This is a genomic window from Niveispirillum fermenti (assembly GCF_052474395.1).
Genome location: NZ_CP156680.1, coordinates 80,237 through 105,685 on the forward strand (window position 1 = coordinate 80,237; position 25,449 = coordinate 105,685).

General features: G+C 64.9%; 24 protein-coding genes and 3 pseudogenes. 13 read left to right on the forward strand and 14 right to left on the reverse strand.

The features are described 5' to 3' along the window. Positions 1 to 60: 60 nt before the first annotated feature. Positions 61 to 1,245, reverse strand: coding sequence for a fumarylacetoacetate hydrolase family protein (locus ABC728_RS10285; RefSeq protein ID WP_416621708.1), 1,185 nt, complete (start codon positions 1,243 to 1,245; stop codon positions 61 to 63). Between the two features lie 495 nt (positions 1,246 to 1,740). Between ABC728_RS10285 and ABC728_RS10290 the strand changes: the two genes are divergently transcribed. Together ABC728_RS10290 and ABC728_RS10295 are read left to right on the forward strand one after the other, a co-directional pair. Then, a complete protein-coding gene (locus tag ABC728_RS10290; protein WP_416621709.1) occupies positions 1,741 to 2,193 on the forward strand; it encodes a hypothetical protein in 453 nt (150 codons plus the stop codon). Next, positions 2,147 to 2,716: an ImmA/IrrE family metallo-endopeptidase gene (locus ABC728_RS10295; RefSeq protein WP_416621710.1), complete on the forward strand. Its 570-nt coding sequence runs from the start codon at positions 2,147 to 2,149 to the stop codon at positions 2,714 to 2,716. The genes ABC728_RS10290 and ABC728_RS10295 overlap by 47 nt, the downstream gene beginning before the upstream one ends. Before the next feature lie 92 nt (positions 2,717 to 2,808). On the opposite strand, the gene ABC728_RS10300 is transcribed toward ABC728_RS10295, so the two are convergent. Next, positions 2,809 to 3,693 carry a LysR family transcriptional regulator gene (locus ABC728_RS10300; protein ID WP_416621711.1) on the reverse strand — a complete coding sequence of 295 codons (885 nt, stop codon included), beginning with the start codon at positions 3,691 to 3,693 and terminating at the stop codon, positions 2,809 to 2,811. Positions 3,694 to 3,847: 154 nt separating this feature from the next. Here ABC728_RS10300 and ABC728_RS10305 point away from each other — a divergent pair, with 154 nt between their 5' ends. After that, positions 3,848 to 4,573, forward strand: a complete 726-nt coding sequence (locus ABC728_RS10305; RefSeq protein ID WP_416621712.1) for an SDR family oxidoreductase — start codon at positions 3,848 to 3,850, stop codon at positions 4,571 to 4,573. 61 nt (positions 4,574 to 4,634) lie between these two features. On the opposite strand, the gene ABC728_RS10310 is transcribed toward ABC728_RS10305, so the two are convergent. From ABC728_RS10310 to ABC728_RS10325, 4 genes are all read right to left on the reverse strand, one after another. After that, complete coding sequence (locus ABC728_RS10310) at positions 4,635 to 5,387, reverse strand: SDR family oxidoreductase (RefSeq protein ID WP_416621713.1); 753 nt, start codon at positions 5,385 to 5,387, stop codon at positions 4,635 to 4,637. Further along, positions 5,387 to 5,935 (reverse strand): nuclear transport factor 2 family protein, encoded by a 549-nt coding sequence (locus tag ABC728_RS10315; protein ID WP_416621714.1) that lies wholly within the window; start codon positions 5,933 to 5,935, stop codon positions 5,387 to 5,389. Before ABC728_RS10315 ends, ABC728_RS10310 begins: the two co-directional genes overlap by 1 nt. Before the next feature lie 173 nt (positions 5,936 to 6,108). After that, complete coding sequence (locus tag ABC728_RS10320; protein ID WP_416621715.1) at positions 6,109 to 7,050, reverse strand: winged helix-turn-helix transcriptional regulator; 942 nt, start codon at positions 7,048 to 7,050, stop codon at positions 6,109 to 6,111. A gap of 43 nt (positions 7,051 to 7,093) precedes the next feature. Further along, the gene (locus tag ABC728_RS10325; protein WP_416621716.1) at positions 7,094 to 7,594 is read right to left on the reverse strand and encodes a nuclear transport factor 2 family protein; all 501 of its coding nucleotides are present in this window, start codon (positions 7,592 to 7,594) and stop codon (positions 7,094 to 7,096) included. A 182-nt stretch (positions 7,595 to 7,776) separates the two neighbouring features. Here ABC728_RS10325 and ABC728_RS10330 point away from each other — a divergent pair, with 182 nt between their 5' ends. The 6 genes from ABC728_RS10330 (at position 7,777) to ABC728_RS10355 (ending at position 14,537) form a co-directional block, all read left to right on the forward strand. Next, positions 7,777 to 9,243 (forward strand): carotenoid oxygenase family protein, encoded by a 1,467-nt coding sequence (locus ABC728_RS10330; RefSeq protein WP_416621717.1) that lies wholly within the window; start codon positions 7,777 to 7,779, stop codon positions 9,241 to 9,243. A gap of 333 nt (positions 9,244 to 9,576) precedes the next feature. Next, complete coding sequence (locus ABC728_RS10335; RefSeq protein WP_416621718.1) at positions 9,577 to 10,206, forward strand: PepSY-associated TM helix domain-containing protein; 630 nt, start codon at positions 9,577 to 9,579, stop codon at positions 10,204 to 10,206. Between the two features lie 18 nt (positions 10,207 to 10,224). After that, positions 10,225 to 10,734 (forward strand): DUF2271 domain-containing protein, encoded by a 510-nt coding sequence (locus ABC728_RS10340; RefSeq protein ID WP_416621719.1) that lies wholly within the window; start codon positions 10,225 to 10,227, stop codon positions 10,732 to 10,734. A 247-nt stretch (positions 10,735 to 10,981) separates the two neighbouring features. Beyond that, a complete protein-coding gene (locus ABC728_RS10345; RefSeq protein WP_416621720.1) occupies positions 10,982 to 11,809 on the forward strand; it encodes a DUF4198 domain-containing protein in 828 nt (275 codons plus the stop codon). Positions 11,810 to 12,018: 209 nt separating this feature from the next. Further along, positions 12,019 to 13,062 (forward strand): FAD:protein FMN transferase, encoded by a 1,044-nt coding sequence (locus ABC728_RS10350; RefSeq protein ID WP_445376437.1) that lies wholly within the window; start codon positions 12,019 to 12,021, stop codon positions 13,060 to 13,062. Next, on the forward strand, positions 13,062 to 14,537 hold the full coding sequence (locus tag ABC728_RS10355; RefSeq protein WP_416621722.1) for a sulfite reductase subunit alpha: 1,476 nt from the start codon (positions 13,062 to 13,064) through the stop codon (positions 14,535 to 14,537). Before ABC728_RS10350 ends, ABC728_RS10355 begins: the two co-directional genes overlap by 1 nt. 88 nt (positions 14,538 to 14,625) lie before the next feature. On the opposite strand, the gene ABC728_RS10360 is transcribed toward ABC728_RS10355, so the two are convergent. After that, a complete protein-coding gene (locus ABC728_RS10360) occupies positions 14,626 to 14,877 on the reverse strand; it encodes an AbrB/MazE/SpoVT family DNA-binding domain-containing protein (protein ID WP_416621723.1) in 252 nt (83 codons plus the stop codon). 231 nt (positions 14,878 to 15,108) lie between these two features. Beyond that, a protein-coding gene (locus ABC728_RS10365; RefSeq protein ID WP_445376452.1) for an IS3 family transposase occupies positions 15,109 to 16,307 on the reverse strand; the annotation gives its coding sequence in 2 pieces (ribosomal slippage) (positions 15,109 to 15,992 and positions 15,992 to 16,307; 1,200 coding nt in all). 106 nt (positions 16,308 to 16,413) lie between these two features. On the opposite strand from ABC728_RS10365, the gene ABC728_RS10370 reads away from it, so the two are divergent. Together ABC728_RS10370 and ABC728_RS10375 are read left to right on the forward strand one after the other, a co-directional pair. Next, a complete protein-coding gene (locus ABC728_RS10370; protein WP_445376438.1) occupies positions 16,414 to 17,235 on the forward strand; it encodes an IS5 family transposase in 822 nt (273 codons plus the stop codon). A 237-nt stretch (positions 17,236 to 17,472) separates the two neighbouring features. Further along, entirely contained in the window at positions 17,473 to 17,904 is a 432-nt protein-coding gene (locus ABC728_RS10375) for a hypothetical protein (protein WP_416622367.1), read from the forward strand. Positions 17,905 to 18,193: 289 nt separating this feature from the next. Here ABC728_RS10375 and ABC728_RS10380 read toward each other — a convergent pair. The 4 genes and pseudogenes from ABC728_RS10380 to ABC728_RS10395 form a co-directional block, all read right to left on the reverse strand. After that, a pseudogene (locus tag ABC728_RS10380) lies at positions 18,194 to 18,496 on the reverse strand (integrase core domain-containing protein); the annotation flags it as partial. A gap of 4 nt (positions 18,497 to 18,500) precedes the next feature. Continuing rightward, entirely contained in the window at positions 18,501 to 19,907 is a 1,407-nt protein-coding gene (locus ABC728_RS10385; protein WP_445376422.1) for an IS30 family transposase, read from the reverse strand. A 47-nt stretch (positions 19,908 to 19,954) separates the two neighbouring features. Beyond that, positions 19,955 to 20,248: pseudogene (locus ABC728_RS10390) on the reverse strand (DDE-type integrase/transposase/recombinase); the annotation flags it as partial. Between the two features lie 140 nt (positions 20,249 to 20,388). After that, on the reverse strand, positions 20,389 to 20,994 hold the full coding sequence (locus tag ABC728_RS10395) for a sulfotransferase family 2 domain-containing protein (RefSeq protein WP_445376439.1): 606 nt from the start codon (positions 20,992 to 20,994) through the stop codon (positions 20,389 to 20,391). Between the two features lie 73 nt (positions 20,995 to 21,067). Between ABC728_RS10395 and ABC728_RS10400 the strand changes: the two genes are divergently transcribed. Together ABC728_RS10400 and ABC728_RS10405 are read left to right on the forward strand one after the other, a co-directional pair. Further along, complete coding sequence (locus ABC728_RS10400; RefSeq protein WP_416622352.1) at positions 21,068 to 22,177, forward strand: polysaccharide pyruvyl transferase family protein; 1,110 nt, start codon at positions 21,068 to 21,070, stop codon at positions 22,175 to 22,177. A gap of 214 nt (positions 22,178 to 22,391) precedes the next feature. After that, positions 22,392 to 23,261: pseudogene (locus ABC728_RS10405) on the forward strand (transposase); the annotation flags it as partial. Positions 23,262 to 23,313: 52 nt separating this feature from the next. On the opposite strand, the gene istB reads toward ABC728_RS10405, so the two are convergent. Continuing rightward, a complete protein-coding gene (istB, locus tag ABC728_RS10410; protein WP_445376440.1) occupies positions 23,314 to 24,150 on the reverse strand; it encodes an IS21-like element helper ATPase IstB in 837 nt (278 codons plus the stop codon). Beyond that, positions 24,147 to 25,415 carry an IS21 family transposase gene (gene istA / locus ABC728_RS10415; protein WP_445376441.1) on the reverse strand — a complete coding sequence of 423 codons (1,269 nt, stop codon included), beginning with the start codon at positions 25,413 to 25,415 and terminating at the stop codon, positions 24,147 to 24,149. Before istA ends, istB begins: the two co-directional genes overlap by 4 nt. Positions 25,416 to 25,449: the final 34 nt, after the last annotated feature.

A 25,449-nucleotide genomic window follows, 5' to 3' on the forward strand; every position in this document is an offset into this window, starting at 1 on the left:
TCGGGTCCAGTCGGGGGGGGCTGTGCGGGCAAGGGGGGGCAGGGGGCAGGGGAATGGGGCTCAGGCGGCGGGCAGCAGGCCGCGCCGGGCCAGATTGCGCATCAGGTCGCCGATGCCGAACTGCCAGGGCGGCGCCTCGTCGCAGGGCACGACCCGGTTGGTCAGGCTGCCCAGGCGCGGGCTGGCGATGGTCACGATGTCGCCGCGCTTGTGCGTGAAGCCCTGGCCGGGCGCGTCGCGGTCATCGATGGGGGCGAACAGGGTGCCCATGAACAGCACGAACCCGTCGGGATATTGATGGTGGCGGCCGATGGTCTGGCCCACCAGATCCAGCGGATCGCGGCTGATCAGCGACATGGTGCTGTGCCCGTCAAGGGTGAACCCGTCCTCTCCCGTCACCTGCACGGTCACGGCCGCGACGCGCACATCGTCCAGCGTGAAATCGCGGTCGAACAGGCGGATGAAGGGTCCCAGCGCGCAGGACGCATTATTGTCCTTGGCCTTGGACAGCAGCAGCGCCGACCGTCCCTCGAAATCGCGCAGGTTCACGTCGTTGCCCAGCGTGGCGCCATGCACGCGGCCCCGGCCATCCACGGCCAGCACCAGTTCGGGCTCGGGGTTGTTCCAGTCGCTGTCGGCCCGCACGCCGATATGCGCGCCCCAGCCCACGGCCGACAGGGTCGGGCCCTTGGTGAAGATCTCCGCATCCGGGCCGATGGCCACTTCCAGATATTGCGACCAGAGCTGATCGGCGATCAGCGCCTGTTTCAGCCGGGCCGCGTCTGCCGAACCCGGCTTCACGGCGCGCAGGTCGGTGCCGATGCGCGCGTTCAGGTTCGCGCGGATCTCGTTGGCCCGCGCGGCATCGCCGCGCGCCCGCTCCTCGATCACCCGTTCAAGGGCCGATACGGCAAAGGTGACGCCCGCCGCCTTGATGCATTGCAGGTCGATGGGGGCCAGCAGCAGCGGCGCGCCGGGCAGGGCCGCTTCCCACTGCCGGGCAACATGGATGGCGTCGGCCGGGCCCAGATCGTGCCCGCCCTGCGGCACGGTGCCGTCATCCAGCCCGTTCAGCAGGTCGGCCACCGTCGGGGCCAGGCCCGACAGGTCGAACAGGTGCCCGCCGCGCAACAGCACGGGCGTCGGCCCCGCGCCGAAATCCATGCGGCCCAGGAATTGTGCCCGGCGCCAGTCGCCGGGCAGGAAGGCGGTCAACGGAACCGGCGCGCCAACAGGGGATGACATCGATACCTCTCCCGAACCAATTCTGATAGCGGTAACAAAATCGGACGCGGAGCGCAATCCATTGCCACCGGTTACTTATACCGTTTTGCGGTGATCAGGGCCTGTTGGTCTGATCACCGCCCTCAATGGCCGGCGCCAGCATGCCAACGGCTTGGCTACGCTGCATGAGCGGCGCTGTGGCGGTATGAGACGGAATTCCGCCATTGCCGGTGGATATCCGCCGCCAGGGGGGGGAGGGGAGCAGGCAGCGCGATACGGTGCCGCGACGGGGCATCCGGACATGGTGCAAAGCTTCCTCCCGTGAACACATGCTTTCGCCCTCTTCAGGGGCAATGGTAGCGCTATCATTGCGACGTGGCGGCGGCTTTGTCAATGATGGTGGCGGGGATCGGGTGAAATCGGCAAGGGTGCCCGGAAGGCCGGGTCGGGGCTTTGCAGCGGCGGGCCGGTCTGCTACGACTGTCGGTCGTGGGAAGCCTGTCCGGATTTCGCCTTATGGATGTGAGGACCTTTCTTCTTTGGATCACGGCGCTCGCCCTGATTGCGATCAATATCGTCGGTATTTCCCTGATGGCGCCGGCCGGTAAGGGCGGACGCGCCGTGGATTACACGGATCTCGTCTCCATCATCCTGACGGCTGTCGCCGTCATCCTGGCCGCGTTGGCGATCGGCGTCGGGCTTATCGCCATTTGGGGATACAAGCAGATCGTGGAGCATGCCCGAAGTTCCGCCGAAGCAAAGGCTGGAGAGATTGCGGCCGACCGGTTAGAATCCTATCTGAAGAGTGACGTGTTCAAATCGCTGGCCAAGCAGGCGGTCAAGGACATCGCGGCCGAACGCGGTTTTCGGGGCCTGACCGGCCGTGACGATGGCGGCACCGGCTCGATGGAAGGAGGGACGGATGACGATGGTGGAGGAGAGGGGGGGTTTGAGCCGCGACAGCCATAGCGGCGCCATTCCCCGCGCCGATGCCGAAGCGATCATCCGCCGGCATCAGCAGACGGCCCCCGTTGATATCCTGGCCATTGCCCGCGACATGGGCGTGGCCGTCTATACCGACAGGCTGGGGCCGGAGGTATCGGGCCTGATCCGCCGTGACCAGAGTGACGAGGCGGGGCCGTCCGGTTACCTGATCCTGGTCAACCAGGACCATCCCTTCAACCGCAAGCGCTTCACCGTGGCGCATGAGATCGCGCATTTCATGCTGCATTGCGGCGGTCCGCTGCATGGGAATGGCGGCGGTCCGCTGCACGAGATTCGCGACGACCAGTTCTATCGCGCCCTTTCCGGCCCGCTGGAGCGGGAGGCCAATGAACTGGCGGCCGAAATCCTCATGCCCTGGCACCTGATCGACCAGCTTCAGGGTCGTGGCATCACCGACCTGCATGAACTGGCCCGGACGTTGAGGGTGTCCCGTCAGGCCCTGGCCATCCGGCTGGGTATCCCCTACGACCAGGACTGGTCCTCCTGAGCCGGTTTTCCGGACGCCGCCCGCAGAGGGGCGGGCCCGGAAAACCCGCAAAACCAATGGTGTCAGCAGGTTCCTCCAGGCCGGCCCCCGTCTCACCCCCGCCGGACATGCGCGACCAGGGCGCGCAGTTTCGGCGGGGCGCGGCGGCTGGGATAATAAAGGAAGAAGCCGGGGAAGCGCGGGCAGAAGGCCTCCAGCACGCGCACCAGTTCCCCCCGCGCAAGCCAGGGGCGGAAGCTTTCCTCCATCCCGCAGGTGATGCCGGCGCCGGCCACGGCCAGCCGGATCATCAGGCCCATGTCGTTGGTGGTGATCTCTGGTTCCACGGCGACGGCGAAATCGCGCCCGTCGCCATGGAATTCCCAGCGGTACGGCGCCTTGTGCGGGGCCGGGCGCCAGCCGATGCAGCGATGGCCGGCCAGGGCCGCCGGGTGGGCCGGGGCGCCATGGCGGGCCAGATAGGCGGGGGCGCAGACCACGATCTGCTGCTGGTCGCCCGACACGGGCACGGCCACCATGTCCTGTGCGATCACCTCTCCCAGCCGGACGCCGGCATCATAGCCTTCGGCCACGATGTCGAATTCCTCGTCGGTGACCGTGATGTCGAGCCCGACCTCCGGGAAGGCGGCCGAAAAGCCGGCCAGCAGGGGACCGGCCAGGAAATCCTCCGCGATGGAGGAGACGGCCAGCCGCAGCCGGCCGCGCGGCCGGCCCTGCCATTCGCCCGCCGCCGCCACCGCCGCCCGCAGGTCCGCCATGGCCGGGGCCAGATCGGCCAGCAGCCTTTCCCCCGCCTCCGTCAGGCCGACGCTGCGCGTCGTGCGCCGGACAAGCGGGATGCCCAGCCCTTCCTCCAGCCGTCGGATGGTCTGGCTGACGGCCGAGCGGGTGACGCCCAGCCGGTCGGCCGCGGCCCGGAAATTCCGTTCCTCCGCGACCAGGACGAACACGGACAGCGCGTTCAGATCCATCTGCATTGGTTAGAAACGCTTTCCATTGAGTGAAGGGAAGGGCGGCTTATCGCGACAATGGCATGGCCCTATCTTCCCGGCAACCCGCTTGCTCTCCTCCCCGCCGGTCAGGCGCGGTGGGGGCGGCGGGGCCCTTCCTCATCAGACGACGGAGATGGAAATGCAGACCGACAAGGTCATTCTGATCACGGGTGCTTCCAGCGGCATCGGGGCCGGCATTGCCCGCGCGCTGGCCGGGACGGGTGCCCGGCTGATGCTGGGCGCGCGCCGCACGGACCGGCTGGCGGCCCTGGCGGACGAACTGGCGGCGGCCGGCAGCGATGTGCGCACCCGCCGCCTGGATGTGACCGACCGGACCGACATGGAAGCCTTCGCGGCCGCCGCGCGCGATGCCTGGGGCCGCGTGGACGTGATGGTCAACAATGCCGGCGTCATGCCGCTGTCGCCCCTGTCATCCCTGCGGGTGGATGAATGGGAGCGCATGGTCGATGTCAACATCAAGGGCGTGCTTTACGGCATCGCCGCGGTGCTGCCGGAAATGACGGCGCGCGGATCGGGGCAGATCATCAATATCGCGTCCATCGGGGCCCTGGCCGTTTCTCCGACCGCGGCCGTCTATTGCGCCACGAAGTTCGCGGTGCGGGCCCTTTCCGACGGGCTGCGTCAGGAACATCGTGATCTTCGTGTCACCTGCATCCATCCCGGCGTCGTGGAAAGTGAACTGGCCGACAGCATCACCGACCCCGTGGCGGCCGAGGCGATGCGCAGCTATCGCGCCATCGCGCTGCAGCCCGATGCCATCGGCCGCGCCGTTCGCTTCGCCATCGAACAGCCCGACGATGTGGATGTGAACGAACTGGTGGTCCGCCCGACCCGCGCGGCCTGACGCGCGGGTCGGGGAGGGGGAGGGCGGGGGAGGGCGGGGGAAGGGGGCTTCCCCGGCCCGCCTATCCCTTCGTTTTCGCCATCCGCTGGATCATGGACTGGCGCAGCCGGTGGGGATCGCGGGCCAGGAAGGCGCGGACCTCCACGGCGTGGCGGTCCGTGTCATGTTCATCGATGCGGTGGCGCACGGCCAGCAGGCCCGACCGGGCGATGTCGCGGGGGGTGGATTTTTCCACCCCCTTCACATGCTCGGCCATGCGCGTATCGACCGACCCCACGATCAGCGAGGCGACATGCGTGCCCTGGCCGGCCAGTTCGGCGCGGATGCAGTCGCCCGCGGCGCGGGCCGCGAATTTGGACGGGCTGTAGCCGCCCATTTCCGGCACGGCCACGATACCGCCCGCCGACAGGACATTGACGATGGCACCGCCGCCATTGGCGGCCAGCACGGGCGCGAAGGCCCGGCACATGGCCACCAGGCCGAAATAATTCACCTCCATTTCCTGGCGCAGCGCCGCCATGTCGGGCGCCTGCATCAGGGTCTGGCGGTTGAAGGCGCCGGCATTGTTGATCAGCAGCCCGACATCGGTGCAGCGTGCCGCGGCATGCGCCACCTGCACCTTGTCCGTCACGTCCAGCACGATGCCGGTCACGCGGCCGTCAGGGGCCGCCGCTTCCATGGCAGCGGCATCGGCGGCCGACCGGGCGGCGGCATAGACGCGCGCCGCCCCCTGGGCCAGCAGTTCCTCCACGAAGCCCTGGCCGATGCCGCGATTGGCACCGGTGACCAGCGCCACGCATCCCTCGATCCGCATCACGAAGCCTCCTTCGTGCCGGTGGCCTGCATGGCGTACAGCACATCGTCTGGCCTGGCCGTGCCGCGCACCAGCACCGAGGGGTCGCGCGCGATCAGGCCGCGGCCCCAGGTCTCCGCCGTCGGCATCTCGTGGTTCCAGTCCCAGACCACGCGGCGGTGCGCGATGGCCCAGCGGCCGTCGCGCCGTTCGAACCGGTCGATGGCGCGCGCCATGGTCAGGCTGTCGACCGTTCCATCCTCCACGGGCAGGCGGGCGAAAGTCAGGTAATGGCATTCCGACAGGGCCGTGTCGCCATCCAGGTCGATCAGGATGTTGGTGACCGAATGGCTCATGCGGGGCGCCCGCGGCAGCATCCGGCGCATGCCGGCCACATAGTCGCGCGCCGGGCCGTTGAAGGTGCCGCCATGATCCTCCACGGCGTCGTCATGATAGGCGGCGGCGATCAGGTCGACATCGCCGCGGTCCGCGCCGCGGGCATAGGCGACCAGGATATCGGCGATGGCCTGGCGGTCGAGCAGTTCCGCCAGGCTGGTCGGGGAACCCATGATTGATCCTCCCATGATCGGTTGAAAGGGGGGAATAGGGGGAAAAGGGGGCATGCGGGTACAGGGCACGGCACCGGGTGCCGGGCCGGGCCCACCCGGCCCCCCGTCCTTGCCCATTGCGTCAACCCGGCGAAGCGGCCGGTAAAGCTGCCGGTGGCCGCTCCCGGATCCCGTCAGCCGGCCGTGACGATGGCGCCCGGCTCCATGATCTCGAACGTCACGTCGTTGGGCTGTATGGTTTCCCGGCAATGGGAACAGACGACGATGGCATCCAGGCCGTGGTTGCAGGCCTTGTGCGTCAGCAGCAGGGGCGGCCCTTCGGGCGAGACATAATATTTGTCGCCCCACTGCATCAGCATCAGCAGGGCGGGGAAATAATCCAGCCCCTTGCGGCTGACGCGGTATTCGTGGCGGGGCGGGCTGCTGGCATACTGATGCTGGCGGATCACCCCGATGGATACCAGCCAGGCCAGCCGTTCGGACAGGACATTGGTGGCAATCGCCGTGTCGCGGCAGATATCGTCGAACCGGTTGATGCCTGTGAAGATGGACCGCATGATCAGGCTGGCCCACCGGTCGCCCATCAACTGCGCCCCGGTCTTGAACAGCGAGGTGCCGACGACATTGTCGCGCTGCTGGCGGCGGCGGCTGTAGAGCGGGGCCATCCAGCCCACGCCCGGCCCCTCGCGCCAGGTCACGTCCGTGGCGTTGAAATCGCCGCGGCAATGGGCACAGGCCGGTTCCGGGGTGAATGGGTGGCCGCAGGTCCGGTGCGTCAGGGTCACACGGATCTCGCCATCCTGCTCGGCCCAGCGCTGTTCCCAGCGCAGCAGCATCAGCGTGACCCAGTAAAGGTCGCGCCCCTTGCGGGTCAGCACATATTCATGGCGCGGCGGACTGGTGGAATAAGGCTTCTTCTCGAAGATGCCGGATTCCACCAGCCGTTTCAGCCGGTCGCTGAGCAGGGCCTTCAACAGGCCCGTGCGCTGGTGGAACTCATCGAAGCGGCGCACGCCGATCCAGCTCGCCTCCAGGGCCAGCAGGGTCGGCGTGTCGCCCACGATCTCCAGCGCACGCCAGATCGAACAGGTACGGATAAGTGTCTGACTGCTCATGCTCACCTAGACAGGACCGCGACGGCAGGTGTGCGGCCGGACCTCAATGCGCGCCATGGAAGTCCTGCTTCAACCCCATTTCGGACACCAGTTGTGCCCGATCGTAATATTCGCGCCATTCGCTGATCTTGTCACCTTCCACCTCGATGACGCCGACCACCGGCACGGCACCGGAATGCCCCTTATAGACGAAGCGGTCGACACGTTCGACGATGACGACATCGCCCACCACGCCCATGTTGCGCACCTCAAGCTCGATCTGCGACACGCCGGCGCCCAGCGCGATGATGCGGTCGGCAATCTGCTGACGGCCCACCACGGGTTCCAGCATCATGGAATGCAGCACGCCGTTCTCGGTGAAAAGCTCGCCCACCAGCTTCCAGTCCTGGTTGTTCCAGGCGGCGATCATGCGCTCCACGACGGCGATCTTCTGGTTCTTCTCGGCCACGGCATTCTCCTTGCTCTGTGCGGCGTGAACGGGAAAGGCGCTGCCGGCGACAGCCAGGAACGCAGCGGCCACACAGGCGATGACGGATCGGGTCACGGCTTGTTTCCTCCATTCGGTATTAGTATGCAAGGCAAATCTATGCGGGACAAAATCGCAAAAATCAACGGATGAGAACAAAATTTTTCAACTTGCATAAACATACCAACAATGCTATTCGGGAGGGGTCTACCCTGTCGGTCGACCTGCGGGAAAATCCTTATTCTGAGAAGAGGTCGGAAATGAATGTCGTGCGCCTGGCGCCGGTCGTGTCCAGCATGCGCCCCAACAACCACCCCTATCTGAACGGGCCCTGGACCCCGTTGCTGGAGGAGGTGAACGCCTGGGACCTTGACGTGATCGAGGGCCGCATTCCCGACGACATCGACGGCGTTTATCTGCGCAACACGGAAAACCAGGTGCATCAGCCGCTGGGCCGGCACCATCCGTTCGACGGCGACGGGATGATCCACCAGATCGACCTGCGCGGCGGCAAGGCCACCTATCGCAACCGTTTCGTGCGCACCCGCTGCTTCCAGGCCGAACAGCTTGCCGGCCGGTCGCTGTGGGGCGGCATCATGGACAGGCCGGGCGTGTCCACCCGCCCCGGCTTCGGCGCGCATGGCGGGCTGAAGGACAGTTCCAGCACGGATATCATCGTGCATGCGGGCAAGGCGCTTTCCACCTTCTACCAGTGCGGGGAAGCCTATGTGCTGGACCCGGAAACGCTGGAACAGCAGGGCGTGGCGCCGTGGGTGCCGCTGGACGGCATTTCCGCGCACCCCAAGGTGGACGAGCGCACGGGCGAACTGCTGTTCTTCAACTATTCCACCCATGCGCCCTACATGCATTACGGCGTGCTGGATGCCGATGGCAGGCTGGTGACCTATGTGCCCGTGCCGCTGCCGGGCCCGCGCCTGCCGCATGACATGGCGTTCAGCGAGAACTGGTCGATCCTGAACGATTTCCCCTTCTACTGGGACGAGGAACTGTTGAAGCGCGGGCTGCATGTCAGCCGCTTCCATCCGGAGATGAAGTCCCGCTTCGCCCTGATCCCGCGTCACGGCACCACGGCCGATATCCGCTGGTTCGAGGCGGAACCCACCTATGTCCTTCACTGGCTGAACGCCTATGAGGAGGGGGACGAGGTGGTGCTGGACGGCTATTTCCAGGAAAACCCCTCGCCCGAGCCGCTGGCCCGCGACGATGGCCACGGCCATTTCATGGCCTTCATCGACGAGCACAGCTTCCGGCCCAAGCTGCACCGCTGGCGGTTCAACCTGGCCACGGGGCAGACGCGCGAAGAACGGCTGGACGACCGCATCCTGGAATTCGGGATGATCAACCAGACCTATCTGGGCCAGCCCTATCGCTATGCCTACAGCACCACGACCCCGCCCGGCTGGTTCCTGTTCAACGGTTTCGTGAAGCATGACCTGCATACGGGCGAAAGCTGGTCGGTGACCCTGCCCGAGGGCCGCTATGCCAGCGAGGCGCCGTTTGCCCCGCGCATCGATGCCAGGGACGAGGATGACGGCTATCTGGTCAGCTTCATCATCGATGAGAACAAGGGCACGTCGGAATGCATCCTGATCGATTGCAAGCGCTTTGCCGACGGTCCGGTCTGCCGCATCGCCCTGCCGCACAAGATCAGCAGCGGCACGCATGCCCACTGGGTCGACCGCCGGTCCCTTGATCGCGCCCGGTGACAGGTGGCGGCGAGGGGCCGGGGCCGTGCGGCCTCCGGTCCATCGCCGCTGTCTCCCCGCCCTCGGGATTTCCCCCCATCCGTGTCCGTCAGCACCACCATCGTCCCAGCCTTCGCCTGGGTGACGGGAAGAGGCGCGGAACCAGGGCGGCTGAACGCCGCCCCCTGCCTGTTGCCATGAAGGCCGGCGCTGCTGTGCCCGGCCCGCCTTTACGCGCCGGCCGGCGAAACCCTGCATGTCATTCCTGCATGCATCCGCGCATGTTTCGCTATTGCGAATAACTCGCAATCGTGTCTACTTTCCCGCCAGACTTATCGGGGGACGGGACGGGCGATGGCATCGGGGATCGATCAGGGGCGGCGGTCCTTCTGGTTGAAGCATCTGCATCAATGGCACTGGGTCAGTTCGGCCCTGTGCCTGATCGGCATGCTGCTGTTCGCCATCACCGGCATCACGCTGAACAATGCCCGCATCATCGAGGCGCGGCCCCAGGTCACGACGGTGGAGGCCACGCTGCCCGACGCCCTGCTGGCGCAACTGGCGGCGGATGGCGATGCCGCGGACGGGGGGGAGGTGCCGGCCGGCATCGCGGCCTGGCTGCGCCGCGACCTGTCGCTGGATGTGACGGGGCGGGCGGTCGAATGGTCCGATGACGAGCTTTACATCGCCCTGCCGCGTCCCGGCGGCGATGGCTGGGCCACCATCGGCCGCCGCGACGGCGCCGTGCTGTACGAGGTGACCGATCGCGGCCTCGTCTCCTATCTGAACGACCTGCACAAGGGGCGGGGCACCGGCGCCGTCTGGTCCTGGTTCCTGGACCTGTTCGCGGTCGCCTGCCTGGTCTTCTGCGTCACCGGGCTGTTCCTGCTGCATCTGCATGCCGGCAACCGGCCCGCCACCTGGCCGCTGGTCGGGCTGGGGCTGGTGGCGCCCCTGCTGCTTCTGATCCTGCTGATCCATTGAATGATTGAGGATGGTTCCATGCGCACCCTTCTGTCGCTTTCCCTGACCGGCCTGGCCGTGACCCCGGCGCTGGCCGGGGAACTGGCCGTGACGGTGGAAATCCCCAAATTGCAGGTCGCGGAATATCACCGCCCCTATGTCGCCGCCTGGATCGAGACGGCCGACCAGCAGTTCGTGGCCAACCTGACCGTGCGCTACGACGTGAAGATGCGCGACAATGAGGGGACCAAGTGGCTGAAGGACATGCGCCAATGGTGGCGGCGGTCGGGACGCGACCTGACCATGCCGGTTGACGGCGTGTCGGCCCCGACCCTGCCCGTGGGTGAACACCGGCTGGCCTTCGACACGGCCAAGGCGCCGCTGAACGCGCTGAAGCCCGGCGCCTATGCCCTGGTGGTGGAGGCCGCGCGCGAGGTCGGCGGGCGTGAACTGATCCGCCTGCCCTTCGACTGGTCCGGCCAGCCGCTGGCCGTGGAGGCCAGGGGAGAGAATGAACTGGGCCGTGTCGCCCTGGAAGTGAAGGGCTGATACCAGCTTGCGATGAGTTCCACTCATCGCAAGCTGGTCCGGCGGCGACGGCCACAGCACCGCTCGTGCGGCCTAGCCAAGCCCACGGATGTTGGCGCCGGCGCACGCCCACGGATGTGGGCGCCGGCGATTGAGGGCGGTGACCAGAACCAACAGGTTCTGGTCACCGCAAAATAGTATGAGTCCGAGGCCCGCCCGCCCGCCCTGCTGCAAAGCCCATGATCTGGAATTTGAGGAGCCCCGCCCCATGAAATCCCTGCTTGCCCGTGCCACCCTGGCCGTTACCCTGGCCGCCTCCCTGGCGGCATCCGTGGCCCTGCCCGCCGCGGCCCACCGGCAATGGATGCTGCCGTCGGCCACGGTCCTGTCGGGCCAGGACCCGTGGATCACGGTGGATGCCGCCGTATCCAACGACCTGTTCTATTTCGAGCATGTGCCCCTGCGTCTGGACGGGCTGACCGTCACCCTGCCCGACGGGACCGAGGGCAAGGCGGAAAACCAGGCCACGGGCAAGTACCGGTCCACCTTCGACGTGCATCTGACCCAGCCGGGCACCTACAAGGTGGCCCTGGCCAGCGCCGGCCTGTTCGCAAGCTGGGAGGAGAACGGGCAGCGCAAGCGCTGGCGCGGCACCGCGGACACCTTCGCCAAGGAGGTGCCGGCCGGGGCGGAAAAGCTGATGGTCACGGAAAATGCCCGCCGCCTGGAATTCTTCGCCACGGCCGGCAAGCCCAGCGAGACGGTGCTGAAGCCCACCGGCAAGGGGCTGGAACTGGCGCCCGTGACCCATCCCAACGACCTGTTCGCAGGCGAGCCGGCCCGCTTCCGGCTGCTGCTGGACGGCCAGCCGGCGGCTGATGTGGAGGTGGAGATCGTGCCGGGCGGCAACCGCTATCGCGACAGCCTGAACGATTTCAAGGTAAAGACCGACAAGGACGGCGCCTTCACCGTGACCTGGCCGACGCCGGGCCTCTACTGGATGAGCGCCAGCGCGGAGGACAGGAAGACCAGCATCCCGCAGGCGGCCAAGCGCAATGCCAGTTATGTCGCCACCTTCGAGGTGCTGCCGCAGTAATACCGTTCTACGGTGATCGGAACCCCCTGGTTCTGATCACCGTCAATCGCCGGCGCCCACATGCCAACGGCTTGGCTATGCCGCCGCAGCGGTACGGCGGCCGTCGCCGCCTTACCGAATGGCGACAAATTCCAATCAGCGCAATTTGGTACGAGGGGGAGGGGCTCCCGTCCGCCGTGCCGGGGCCCTTGTCGGAAGGAATGCTTAGTTTGTCTCCCGATCCCGCCATCCGCCACCGGCCGGCACCCCTGCGCCTGATTCTGCCCGCCGATGCGCCGGAGGCGGCGCTGCCGCCCGTCGGCGTGCCCGTCACGCGCCTGTCGGGGCAGACCATGGGCACCTACTGGTCCGTGGCGCTTGTGGCGCCCGGCGGGCCGCCGCCCCTGCTGCTGCGCCGGGGGATCATTGCCATCCTGGACGATATCGTGGCGTCCATGAGCCATTGGGACCCCGCGTCCGACCTGTGCCGCTACAACGCCGCGCCGCGCGGCTGGGTGGCCGTGGATGGCGGGCTGGCGCAGGTGCTGGAAACGGCGCTGGCCGTCGCGGCCGACAGCGGCGGGGCCTATGATCCCGCCATCGGCGGGCTGGTGGACCTGTGGGGCTTCGGCCCGCCCGGTCCCGTGGCGGCCCCGCCATCCGCCGCCGCTATCGCCGCCGCCCTGGCCGCCCCGCGCTGGAACGAGATCCGGGTGGAGCCGGCGCGCCTCTGGCAGCCGGGCGGCGTGCGGCTGGACCTGTCGGCCATCGCCAAGGGCCATGCCGTGGATGCCGTGTCGCGCTATCTGTCGGACCGGGGCGTGACCAGCCATCTGGTCGATATCGGCGGGGAACTGCGCGGCTGGGGCATCAAGCATGACGCCAATCCCTGGTGGGTGACCCTGGAACAGCCGGTGGGCCGCGATGGCCGGCCCGGCGGCATCCTGACGCGCATCGCCCTGCATGGCTGGTCGGTGGCGACCAGCGGCGACAGCCGCCGCTTCCTGATGGGGCCGGACGGTGCCCGCCTGTCCCACAGCCTGGACCCGCGCACGGGCCGGCCCGTGCCCGATGATCTGGCCGCCGTCACCGTGCTGCACCGGGATTGCATGATGGCCGACGTGCTGGCCACCGCGCTGACCGTGCTGGGCCCCCGGGCCGGACCGGACTGGGCGGCCGCGCGCGGCATCATGGCGCTGTTCGTCCTGCGCGAGGGGCGCGGTCTGGCCGAGCGGGCGACCCCGGCGCTGGCCGCCCTGGCGGAGACCCATTGATGGACCCCGTGACGCAACGCTGGCTGTGGGCGCTGGCCGTGCTGGCCGCCTATGCCCTGTTCTGCGCCCTTGTCTGGCGCCGCCATGCCGCCCGCCGGCGGCCGAAGGGACAGGCCGGGGACGGTGCCGTCCTGGTCGCCTATGCCAGCCAGACCGGATTTGCCCGCGATCTGGCCGAACGCACCGTGGACGGGCTGCTGTCCGCCGGGCAGAAGGCCTGGATGGAGGCCATCGACCGGATCGATCCGGCCCGACTGTCGGGCCTGTCGCGCGCGCTGTTCATCGTGTCCACGACGGGGGAGGGGGATGCACCCGACCATGCCGCCGGCTTCGTGCGCCGCATGCGCGACGGGCTGGCGGCGGACGGTACGGTGGCGCTGTCGGGCCTGGAATACGGGCTGCTGGCGCTTGGCGACCGGTCCTATGCCCGGTTCTGCGCCTTCGGCCATGCGGTCGATGGCTGGCTGCGGCATCAGGGGGCGCGCCCCCTGTTCGACCCGGTGGAGGTGGATGACGGCGATGCCGGCGCCCTGCGCCACTGGCAGCAGCATCTGGGCCGGATGGCCGGGCATGTCCATCTGCCCGACTGGTCGACCCCCGACTATGCCCCCTGGACCCTGGTGGACCGCCGCCACCTGAATCCCGGCAGCCCCGGCGGCCCCGTCCATCACCTGCGCCTGCGCCCGCCGGCCGGGGTCGATGCCATCTGGCAGGCCGGCGACATCGCGGAGATCGGTCCCTGCAACCCGCCGGATGCGGTGGCCGGGGCGCTGGCCGCGCGCGGCGGGGACCGGGCGGAGACGCGCGGCGGCGTCACCCGCCCCCTGTCGCACTGGCTGGCCGAAGCCGTGCTGCCCGATGGGCTGGAACCGCTGCCCCACCGGGAATATTCCATCGCGTCCTTGCCGGGCGACGGCACGCTGGATCTTGTGGTGCGGCAGGTGACGGGGCCCGATGGCCGGCCGGGCCTGGGGTCGGGCTGGCTGGGGCTGCACGCGCCGCCGGGCGGGCCGGTGCGCCTGCGCCTGCGCCGCAATCCGGGATTCCACCCGCCGGCCGATGACAGGCCGCTGATCCTGGTGGGCAACGGCACGGGCATCGCCGGCCTGCGCGCCCATCTGAAGGCGCGGGAGCGCGCGGGGCACGGGCGCAACTGGCTGCTGTTCGGTGAACGCACGGCCGCCCATGACAGCCTGTTCGCCGATGAACTGGCGGCCTGGCGGGACAGCGGCCTGCTGACCCGCCTGGACCTGGCCTTTTCCCGCGATCAGGTGCCGCGGGTCCATGTGCAGCACCTGCTGGCCGCCTCCATGGATCAGGTGGCTGCCTGGGCGGGGGAGGGGGCGGCCATCTATGTCTGCGGCAGCCTGGAAGGCATGGCCCGGGATGTCCACCATACCCTGCTGGACATCCTGGGTGCCGACATGCTGGAACAGATGGCCGCCGACCGGCGCTATTGCCGGGATGTGTACTGATATCATGGCCTTAAATCTTAACCGGTGGCCAAGATTTGAGTCCGGTGGGATGCAGGATTTCAGAAAGGGAAAGCAAAGCATCCGAAGGCTAGTCTCTCCATTCAACGATCTCCGCACCAACTGGCTTGTCCAAGAAATACTCGTCATGCTGATTTTCAGGCCGCATCTGTGCCACGAGCTCCTCCAGGCTGAAACGCTGTTGCACAGGCGTAATTCTCAACCCTGTCGGGGATGCGGCTATTTCCACCGGTGTTCCTTCCTTCAACTTCATTTCCTGCACAATGGCCGCAGGAATCTGAATGGCATAGCTATCCCCAAGTTTGATAACGGTCGCGCGCATTTCCATCTCCGTTGGATCACCCGCCCAAGTCTACAGGCCCAGCCTAACGGCTGGGTCCGGTCGCGGTTTACAACACCGTGCGGCGACGACCGGTCCCGGCGCGCTTGCGTCGCTGAGGCGCCGCGCGCCGGTCCTCGGTCGCGCATGCTAACCATCATGAGCACTATGAGTATCCATGTCCACGGCGTGTCCGAACATGGCAATTGAACTGGCCCCCGTTTGGCCGGACAGTCAGGCTGTTTCAGGATAGGCCCTTATGAACTCGCGGGGCGAGCGCATTTTGAGGCCGGAATGCGGGTGGTTATTGTTGTAATCATCGATCCATTCACCGATCCGTCCAAGGACGGCTTCGGCATCCGGCAGTGGCGTGACATGCACATAGTCGCGCTTCAGGGTTTTGACGAATGCCTCGGCGATGCCGTTGCTCTGCGGGCTTTTCACCGGGGTAAAGCAGGGCTTCAGGCCGAGCTGGCGGGCAAAGATCCTTGTGTTCCTGGCGATGTCGGGTGAGCCGTTGTCCGACAGCATCTCGATAGGCTGGGGAGCGCGCATGGTGGCGAACCGGGCCTCGACCGCCTCCAGCATCATGTCGCGGATGTCGGAACCGCTGATGCCGGCATTGACGACGGCCCGCCAGGCGATGATCTCCCGGTCATGGGCATCAATGATGAACGCACCGCGGATGATGTCGCCGTTCCAGCAGGCGAACTCGAACCCGTCCGAGCACCAGCGCAGGTTCGAGCGCATGACGATCACCTTGCCGTCATGCGTCAGGTCGGGCCGCTCCTCATATTTGCGGGCCAGCAGCAGATTGTTGGCCTGCATGATGCGATAGACCCGCTTGTGGTTCACCGGCGCTACCCCCGTTTCCCGCAATTGCCGGTTCAGCAGCGCCGTGATCCGGCGATAGCCATAGGTCGGCCGGGCCGTCACCAGGGCGGTGATCATGGGCACGATCACCACGTCCCCGGCCTTGTGGTAGCGACCGCGCGGCCGCGTCCCGCCGGCCAGCCGGTCGATCAGGTTCGACCGGGCCACGCCCAGGGTTTCAGCCACCGCCTTCACCGCGAACCGCCCTTCAGCGGCGACCGCGCGAGCAAGATCGGTTTTTTTGAGTGCGACTTTTCCAGCGCATCGCGCAGGATTTCCGCCTCCAGCACCTTGCGGCCAAGCTGGCGCTCCAGTTCCCGCACTCGCTCCTCAAGCTGCCGGACAACCTTGTTGCTGGTCACATCGTCATCATCGGCCACGGCTACGCTCCCGCCTTCCAGCATCAGACGCCGCCAACGATACAACAGGTTCGGCGCGACGCCATGCCGTCGGGCGACAACGGAGATGCTCGACCGGCCGTCCAGCGTCTCCTCAACGATCCGCAGCTTCTCCGATGCCGTCCAACGGCGACGGCGACCGCCATCCGTGATGATCTCGATCTCAGAGCCTGATCCGAAATTAAGTTGAGTGGTATCAGCGGGTTAGCTTGACAGCGTTCCCTATCGGTGATTCAGGGGTTTCGCCAAAAACAACCGTGCATCTCCGATGTGGACTGATACCACCCGCGCCCTTCATGCCCGCAACGGCCTGGCTTTGCCAAGCGATTTGACCGATGCGGAATGGTCTTTGTTGGAACCGCTGCTGCCTGCTGCGTCCGCCGTAGGCAGGCCACGCAAATGGCCGCTGCGCCGGATCGTCGAGGCGATCCTTTATCTGCTTCGGGGCGGCCTGCCGTGGCGGATGCTGCCACCTTGTTTCCCGCCGGTCTCGACGGTGCGGCGCTGGTTCTACCTGTGGCGTGACAATGGTCTGTGGCTCACGGTAAACCATGTCTTGCTGATGGCGATGCGCGAGCAACAAGGCCGTGATGCCAGCCCAACCGCCGGCGTGATCGACAGTCAGAGCGTCAAAACCACGGAATCCGGCGGCCCGAGGGGATATGACGCGGGCAAGAAGATAAAGGGGCGTAAGCGCCATATCCTCACCGACACCCAAGGTAATCTCGTCCATGCCGTGATCCATACCGCCGATATCCAGGATCGTGATGGCGCACCGCTGGTGCTGGCCGAAATCGTCAAACCCTTCCCGTGGCTGCGGCACGTCTTCGCCGATGGCGGCTATGCCGGGGACAAGCTCAAAGACGCGTTGCGCTGCATTGGAAAATGGACCATCGACATCATCAAGCGATCCGACACAGCCCAAGGCTTGCAGGTCTTGCCACGACGCTGGGTCGTCGAACGCACCCTGGCATGGCTCAACCGAAACCGACGCTTGGCCAAAGACTTCGAGCAGACTATCGCTTCCGCAACAGCCTGGATCTTCATCGCCTCCGTACAAACCTTCGTCAGGCGTATCGCAAGGCATTGATGCAATTCAGATTAATTTCGAATCAAACTCTCAGGCATAAGCACATGCTCAGGGATATCCCCAAGCCTCCCAGGCTAGGCCTGACTGTCCGGTCCAAACGGGGGCCAGTTCACACCGTTCCGTTTCTGAAAGCGGAAGCGCTTCAATCTAAGGCCGACATCGCGGCCATAACGTATATTGCGCGCCCATAATTCGATACTTATAATCAGCCCATCCTGCAAACTTAAGGGTATCCAAATGCGATTCAAAGCCGCAGCAGTCGTCGTTCTAATGTATTTGGTCGGCCCCTCGTATGTGAGCGCCCAATCATTTTCAGAGTATTTTGATGCCAAGCTGAATAAGACAAAGGCCTTGCTGGAAAGCGACCCCGTCGAAGCCATGAGGGTGTTTTACGACACTCAACATCGAATGATTGAAATTTATAAGGAATTGATAAAAACAGGTGAACAGTATGCCTCCAAAGCGAGGAGACCTGATCCAGATGCTGCCAAAAAACATTGTGACCTAGCAAAAGAATATGACCAGCTAGCCACCGCTGTTGATGAACATATTAGAACAAAATCATTTCTCGGAACAAAATTGAGTCCCGAGGCCGTTAATCGCCTTACCTCATATAGAGAGGAGATGTATTATAATATGAGAAGTGCGGATAGAGATTGCCGGAAATAGCTAAATAAACGCACCATGAAATTCATGAGGTGCTGATAGCGTGACTTGGCGGAAGATGCGAGCGGACGGTCCTCTCAGCCTAATCCCCACAAGCAAGGTTCTTACGCGCTCCTCTCCAAGGATGGCGCCGCTCGGCTCCCGGCCAAGGAACCTGGGCAGGGTGACTGGGGTAAAGCCAAGGATGCGGCCGGAGAGTAGCCCACAATGCCGGCATCCGGGTCATACCAAGAGCCTTGGGTCCTGACTCTCCTGAACCGCGCCGGGTTTGCCGGAGGCTTGGATTCAATAGTTACGCGGCCATGGCTTTGGTTTCCAGCGCGGCGTAGAAGTTGGCCTCGGCTTCGGCGGGCGGAATGTTCCCGATTGACTCGAGCAGGCGTCGGTTGTTGAACCAGTCGACCCATTCCAGGGTGGCATATTCCACGGCCTCGACGCTGCGCCAGGGGCCGCGACGGTGGATAACCTCCGCCTTGAACAGCCCGTTGATCGTCTCGGCCAGGGCATTGTCGTAACTGTCTCCGACACTGCCGACCGAGGGTTCGATGCCGGCTTCCGCCAGCCGCTCTGTGTAGCGAATGGACAGATATTGGGCGGTCTCAACCGGTCGTCGCAACAGGGTGATTTTGCGTTTCCGCGATGAGTTCGTCCAGTGCTTCGGCGGGAGTTTTCCAGGCGAGGGTTTTACGCGGCCGGCCGTTCAGTGCTGCGGCAACGGCATCAAGTTCCTCGGGCGGGTGCAAGCCGAGGTCCGTGCCCTTGGGGAAATACTGTCGCAACAGCCCGTTGGTGTTCTCGTTGGTCCCACGTTGCCAAGGGCTGTGAGGATCGCAGAAATAGACAGGCAGATCGGCAAGAACCTTCAGTTCCGCGTGCCGTGCCATTTCAGCCCCCTGATCCCAGGATAGAGATCGCCGGAGGTGCTGAGGAAGTTGGACAATGGTCCGCGCGATGGCGTCGCGCACGGCTTCGGCGCCATGACCGGCAAGGGCGGGGCCGTTCTTCGGCCGTGCCCCTTCGCCATGGCCCGGCATCGCTGGCAGATGCAACAGCATCGTGAAACGTGTCGTTCTTTCGACCAGGGTGCCAATGGCAGAACTGTTCAGCCCGATGATCAGATCACCCTCCCAATGTCCAGGAACGGCGCGGTCATCGGCTTCGGCTGGGCGTTCGCTGATCATGATTTCAGGCGTGATGAAGGATTTTCCCCGGCGGCCGGTCCTGGCCTGGGGCACGCGTAGCGCCCGGCCGGTGCGCAGGCATGCTGTCAATTCCCGACGCAAGGCACCGCGCCCCTGGATGTAGAGGGCCTGATAAATGGCTTCGTGGCTGATCCGCATGGTCTTGTCCTCGGGGAAGTCGAGCAACAGCCTTCGCGAAATCTGTTCCGGGCTCCAGGCCGTTGCCCACCGCCGTGATTGCCTGCGCCCATGGCGTCGCCCCTTCCAGGGCGCCTGCGGCCCGGCGACCTTGCCTCCATCTGATCGCTGGACCAGGCCGGCAAGGTGTTCTTGCACATAGTGTCGCAACCGCTCGTTCGAGGCCAGCTTCGCGATCTTGGGCCGGCGCGCTGCTCGTTCTGCATGCCATTGGGCTGTGGTTGCCCGATACTCAAACCCGCCCGAACGCGTCGCCGCATTGCGACGGACCTCGCGGGATATCGTCGAGGGGGATCGTTTCAGATGCCGTGCAATCGCTCGCAAGGCACATCCCCGCGCCAGCATCAGCGCGATCTCCTCCCGCTCTGACAAGGATAGATAGCGTCCGACCGGACATGGGGCCGTCGGGGAAAGATGTGTAGGGGGCATGCCGCCAGCCTCGCGAAACCATCTGGAGCCGACAGGCGCTGATACCCCAACCTCAATGGCGGCGTCTTCACTGGAACGGCCCAGGGCAATCAAACCCCAGAAGCGCCGGCGATCTTCACGGCGGGCAATACCAGGGCGTCCAGGTGAAAACACAGGCGCGCGTCCAGATCTGGCTGATCGACGCTTCCGTTTGGCCATCGCAACCTCCTCTCAAAGGGCTGTTGCGACGACCGGTTGAGACCGCCTTGGCTGCCGCGATCGGAGTGGTGAATGACGCCCTTCGGCGGCCTGCGGATGGCGATGGCGCGCCTGAGGGCGTTTAGGGCGAGATCCTTCTTCAGCCTGTCGGACACCGCCCAGCCGATGATGCGGCGCGAATAGAGGTCGAGCACGATGGCCAGATAGAGCCAGCCCTCGGCGGTCCAGACATAGCTGATGTCGACGCCCCACTTCTCATTGGGTCCGGCGGCGGCAAAATCCTGGTCGAGGACATTGGCGGCAACCGGGCCTTTGTGGTCGCTGTCCGTTGTTTTCTTGAAGGAACTGGCAAAACGCAGCCTGTGATCCGCACGGCCGGCATCATCACGGACATGTCAACCACGTCAAGGTGACTGGAAATCCTCGCCAAACCCCCAAACCGCTACGGATAAATGGAAATTTTCTTACAATCATAAGAAGATCAAGGCGGGTAGCCGAAGATCTCGAAATCCTTGCGGTAAAACTCCTGCACGCGAAGCCGGTCCGACAAGTCCCACGATACCTCGATCTGCGCTTCCGACGTGTCATGGACCCTCGGCAGTTCCGTTGGGGGCTCCACGCCCAGCAACATGGCCATATGCGCCGCCGCGGCAAGCAGGCCATCCTCGTAGCGAAGTACCTCGACACCGGATCCGTGAAACTCCCACTGAGGGCGTAGATGATTGTCGAGGTGGAAGGGGTTCTTCGTCGCTGCCTCGAGGTTGGTCTCCAGCCAGAGCGAGAATTGCGGCCAGGCCTTCCAGAACCCCTGACCGGAAAGGACGGCCCGCATGCGATACTCGCTGGCGATGCGGTCGTAGGGGTTGCGGACCGTCATCGCGGCATGATCGAACCAGCCATCGCCGAACAGCGCGCGGAAATCCGCCATGCGGAAGTGCTGTGGCGTGCAACGAAGTGCATTGGGCATGCCGATGCTGTGAAAATGCAGCGGTGCGAGGGTCTTCAGCCAGGTCTCGATCGCCCCGCCCCCGGTCTTAGGGACATGGAGGTAAAGCAGGCGGGTGGTTCCGGTCTGGACAAAGGGCATGGGTCGGGCTACTCAAGTGAGGTTAGGGTTGAAGACAATCCGCGCCGAGAACGGCTTGAACCGCAGGTAATTGATGACGATTGCACTCGTCCACTTCAATCACATAGAAAGCCGGAACCATACTACCTGGCCGGACATGCGCACTTCCAAGTGGAAGCCGAACTACGGTGACATGCTCGTCTGCATCGCGATCCTACACGAACTGAAGCTGGAAAAGACGGTTCGGGTCAACTTCGGTGACACACTCTCGCAGCCGGTGGATCGTGCGATCATTCGTGGATCGACATATCTGCACAAGCACTTCGATTTCGAGGCAGCCAACAAAACGCTCGACAGCATTGATGCTTCGTTGGCGATCGTCGGCCTTGGTGCACAGAACCCCACCAAGGATGTCACCTATCTCGACAGCAACGTTGGCGCGCGTGAGTTCATTGCCCGGCTGAACGAGAAATCTGCCAGCATCTCTGTCCGCGGCGACTTTACTGCATCGGTGGTGGAGCGGCTGGGTGGGCGGAACATCCGCGTAACGGGCTGCCCGTCGCTGTTCTACACCCTGCGTGCCCCGCAGGTGCGTGTCCCGGACATGCTGGCAATGCCCGAGCGGTCGATCGGCGTCTCGATTCACTCCGGCCTGACGACCAATATCTTCTGCCACGCCCCGACCGAAGCACTAACCATGCACGGCAAGGTGATTGCTTGGGCGCTCGAGAATGCGGCGAACATGTCGGTTTTCGAGCAGGGGGTGCTGCGCGAATACGATATCGCCGATCACGATCTTTCCTTCGCCGAGCGACGGGAAGCCGCCGCCGAGGTGATCGGTCGCATGAGAGCGACCGAACTTTTCTCGCCCGAGCGGCTGATGGCGCATATGGTCAGCGTGAAGAGCATTGAGGAATGGCTGGCCAAGGCGCGCGATCTCGATGCCATCGTTGGCTTCCGCTTTCACGGCAATATGGTGGCGCTGTTGCAAGGCAAACCCTGCTATTACTACGTCTACGATTCTCGCCTGACCGAATTCTGTGAAGTCTACGGCCTGCCGTATCAGGGCGTCACCGAAGACTGGTGCGACCCAGCGCAAGCGATGATCGAACATGATTGGATCGAGGCTAACAAAAAGATCAAGACCTGCTTCGAGGAGCTGAAATCCTTCTATGTAGAGAACAGCTTCATTTCCACTCTGTAGTTGAACGACGGCTTATTCAAATCCGCCTGCGTTTCCCAAAAATGACATATGGTGGATTATTCAGTCTTCAAAATTATTTCCATCGCTTTAGAGTTTGATTCGAAATTAATCTGAATTGCATCAATGCCTTGCGATACGCCTGACGAAGCTGGACACCTCCGGAAACTGCCGATTTCTGCTATGATAGGGCATGCAGCCTGTAGCGAGTTTGGTGATGTCGGGCCAGTTCGGTTTCTGGGATTTTGAGGATCGTCTACGCGAGTTGTCGGCGGAGGGTGATCCGCTGGAGCGGCTGTCGGCGACGGTTGATTTTGAGCAGTTCCGGCCGGTTCTGGCCAAGGCCCTGCGCCGTGGCGACCCGCGCAAGGGCGGTCGCCCGCCGTTCGACGCGGTGCTAAAATTCAAGATGCTGGTGTTGCAGGCGCTGCACGGTCTGTCGCTGCAACAGACCTCGTATCTGGTGCGTGACCGGCTGAGCTGGATGCGGTTCTGTGGGTTGGGGCCGGGGGACGGGGTACCCGATGCCAACACGCTGTGGGATTTCCGCGAGGCGTTGATCCGTGCCCGTGCGCTGGACGGGCTGTTCACGCGTCTGGACCAGGCAATCGTTGCGGCGGGTTATCTGCCGATGTCGGGCCAGATCGTGGATGCGACCCTGGTGGCGGCGCCCCGCCAGCGTAACAAGGAGGAGGAGAAAGCGGCGATCAAGCAAGGCAAGTCCGCCCATGAGATCTGGCCCGATCAGCCGGCCAAGGCGGCCCAGAAGGATGTGGATGCACGCTGGACGGTGAAATTCAGCAAGGCCAAGCCGGCCCCCGAGGGGGCACCGCAGCCGCCCGACATCGCCATCCCGGTCTTTGGCTACAAGGCGCATATCGCCATCGACCGGCGGCATGGTGTGATCCGGCGCCGGCTGGTCAGCGATGCTGCCGCCCACGACGGCGCGCGCCTGCGCGAGGGACTGATCGACCCGGACAATACGGCGTCGGGCGTGTGGGCCGACACGGCCTATCGCTCCCAGGCCAATGAGGATTTCCTGCGCGACGCCGGCAAGTGTAAAGGGCGAAATAGAAATCCCCAGAAGTGGCATTTGAAAATTCCCCAGATGGTTTGGCTGGCGAATTGATTTTGGATAGTCAGGCTTGTTTGTTTTTTGGCGGTCTCCCCCTTGGTTTTGGCTGAATTGGTGGGTTGATGGGCCGGGTGCGGTTGTTATCCGGGATCAGGTCGGCATGACGGCGCAGGCGATAGCTGGCGCCCTCGATATGGACGACGATGGCATGATGCAGGAGACGGTCCAGCAGGGCGGTGGCGACGACGGGATCGTTGAAGACCTCTCCCCATTCGGCAAAGCCACGGTTTGAGGTGAGGATCATGGCACCGCGTTCATAGCGGGCGTTGACGAGCTGGAAGAACAGGTTTCCACCGCCCGGGATGACGGGCAGGTAGCCGATCTCATCGACGATGAGCAGCTGGGGCCGGCATAGGAAGCGCAGGCGTTCGCGCAGATTTCCCTCGCGCTCGGCCTTGGCCAGGGAGGTGATGAGGTCGGCCAGGGTCATGAAATAGACGGAATAGCCGCCTTTTACGGCTTCCACGCCCAGGGCCAGAGCCAGGTGGGTCTTGCCGCAGCCGGGCTGGCCGAGGAAATGTAAGACCTCATGGCGGGCGATGAAGTCCAGCTGGGCCAGGGTCATGATGCGGTTGCGGTCCAGCGAGGGCTGGAAGGAGAAGTCGAACCCCTCCAGGGTCTTGATGTTGATCAGCCGCCCCATCTTGAGGGCGGCCTTGATGCGCCGCCCCTCGCGCAGGGTCAGTTCCTCGCCCAGCAGGCCCTCCAGCGCCTCCAGGGCAGATATCTCGCCGCGTTCGAGCTGGCGGACGGTGCCGTCCAGGGTTTCCAGAGCGCGCGGCATGCGCAGGCCCACCAGATGCCGGCGGATGCGTTCCAGGGTCGATGGGATCAGCGTCATGGCCGCACCCCCTGATCGGCCAGCCGGCGGCCGATGGCGTCATAGATGGTAAGGTCGCGGGGCGTCACGGTACGTCCGGGCGGCTTGGGGGGCGGTGCCGCTCCCTCCCTTGTGACGGTGCTGTTGGCCGGTGGCGGCAGGGTACGATGTCCCTCCAGCAGCCGGCGTTGCCCGCGCCCCTCCAGGACGGGATGGTTGGCGATCAGCGTTCCATCCTCCAGGATCTGGACCTGTGTGGCGGTGACCTGCACCTCCACGACGCGCCGACGGGTGCAGTCGGGGACGGAATAGAGATTGCCGCCCACCGACACCATGCCGTCGCGGGTGACCCGTCGCTCCAGGGCCAGCACGGCATTGCAAGGACCGGCGGGCAATGGCCGGAGGTTGGGTTTTTCCTCGGCGAAATGCTCGATGACCACCCGGCTGGTGGTGGCATGGCGCCGGACATTGGCCACTTGGTCCAGCCATTGCCGGAACTGGGCGTTCAGGTCGTCGAGATTGCGGAAGGTGCGACCCAGGAAGAAATCCTCCCGCACATAGCGGAAGGGCCGCTCCACTTTACCCTTGGTCTGGGCTCGGTAGGGCTTGCAGGCCTTCGGCAGGAAGCCGTAATGGGCCGCCAGTGTCAGGAGCTTCTCGTTGTAGACGACGCCCCTGTCGTCGTCCGCCTCGCCCAGAACGGCGGTACGCATCCGGTCGTAGAGGATCTGCTCTGGCACGCCGCCCAGAGCCTCGAAGGCGGCAATATGACAGCGCAGCAGAGTGGGCAGATCCTGGCGGGCGACGAACCGCGCCCAGATCATCCGGGAATGGCCCAGCACCAGGGAGAACAGCCAGACCACCCGCTCCATGCCAGGTTCGTCGGTGAATTCGGTTTTGAAGTAGGCGAAATCCACTTGGGCCTGTTTGCCGGGCGGCGTCTCGAACCGGCGCTCGAAGCGCCTGGCCGGTGTCGGTCGCACGGACCGGACAAAGACCTTCACCAGGGTGTAGCCGCCCTTGTAGCCCTGCTCCTTGATCTCCCGGTGCAGGCGTCTGGCCGTCAGTTCCGGCACGGTGGCCAGCCGTTCGCGCAAGAAGGGCTCATAGGGGGATAACAGCGACAGCCGCGGTGGCCGGGGTGTGTAGGCGGGCGGCTCCAGCCCACGCTCGATATGCCGGCGCACGGTCTTGCGGTCGAAACCGGTCCGGCGCGCGATGGCGGAAACGGATAGCCCTTGGCGGGCAAGGTCCAGGATCATGACAAGGTCCCCAAGCTTGATCACCGGCATCCTCCCCGCAGACAGCGGGAAACAGGAT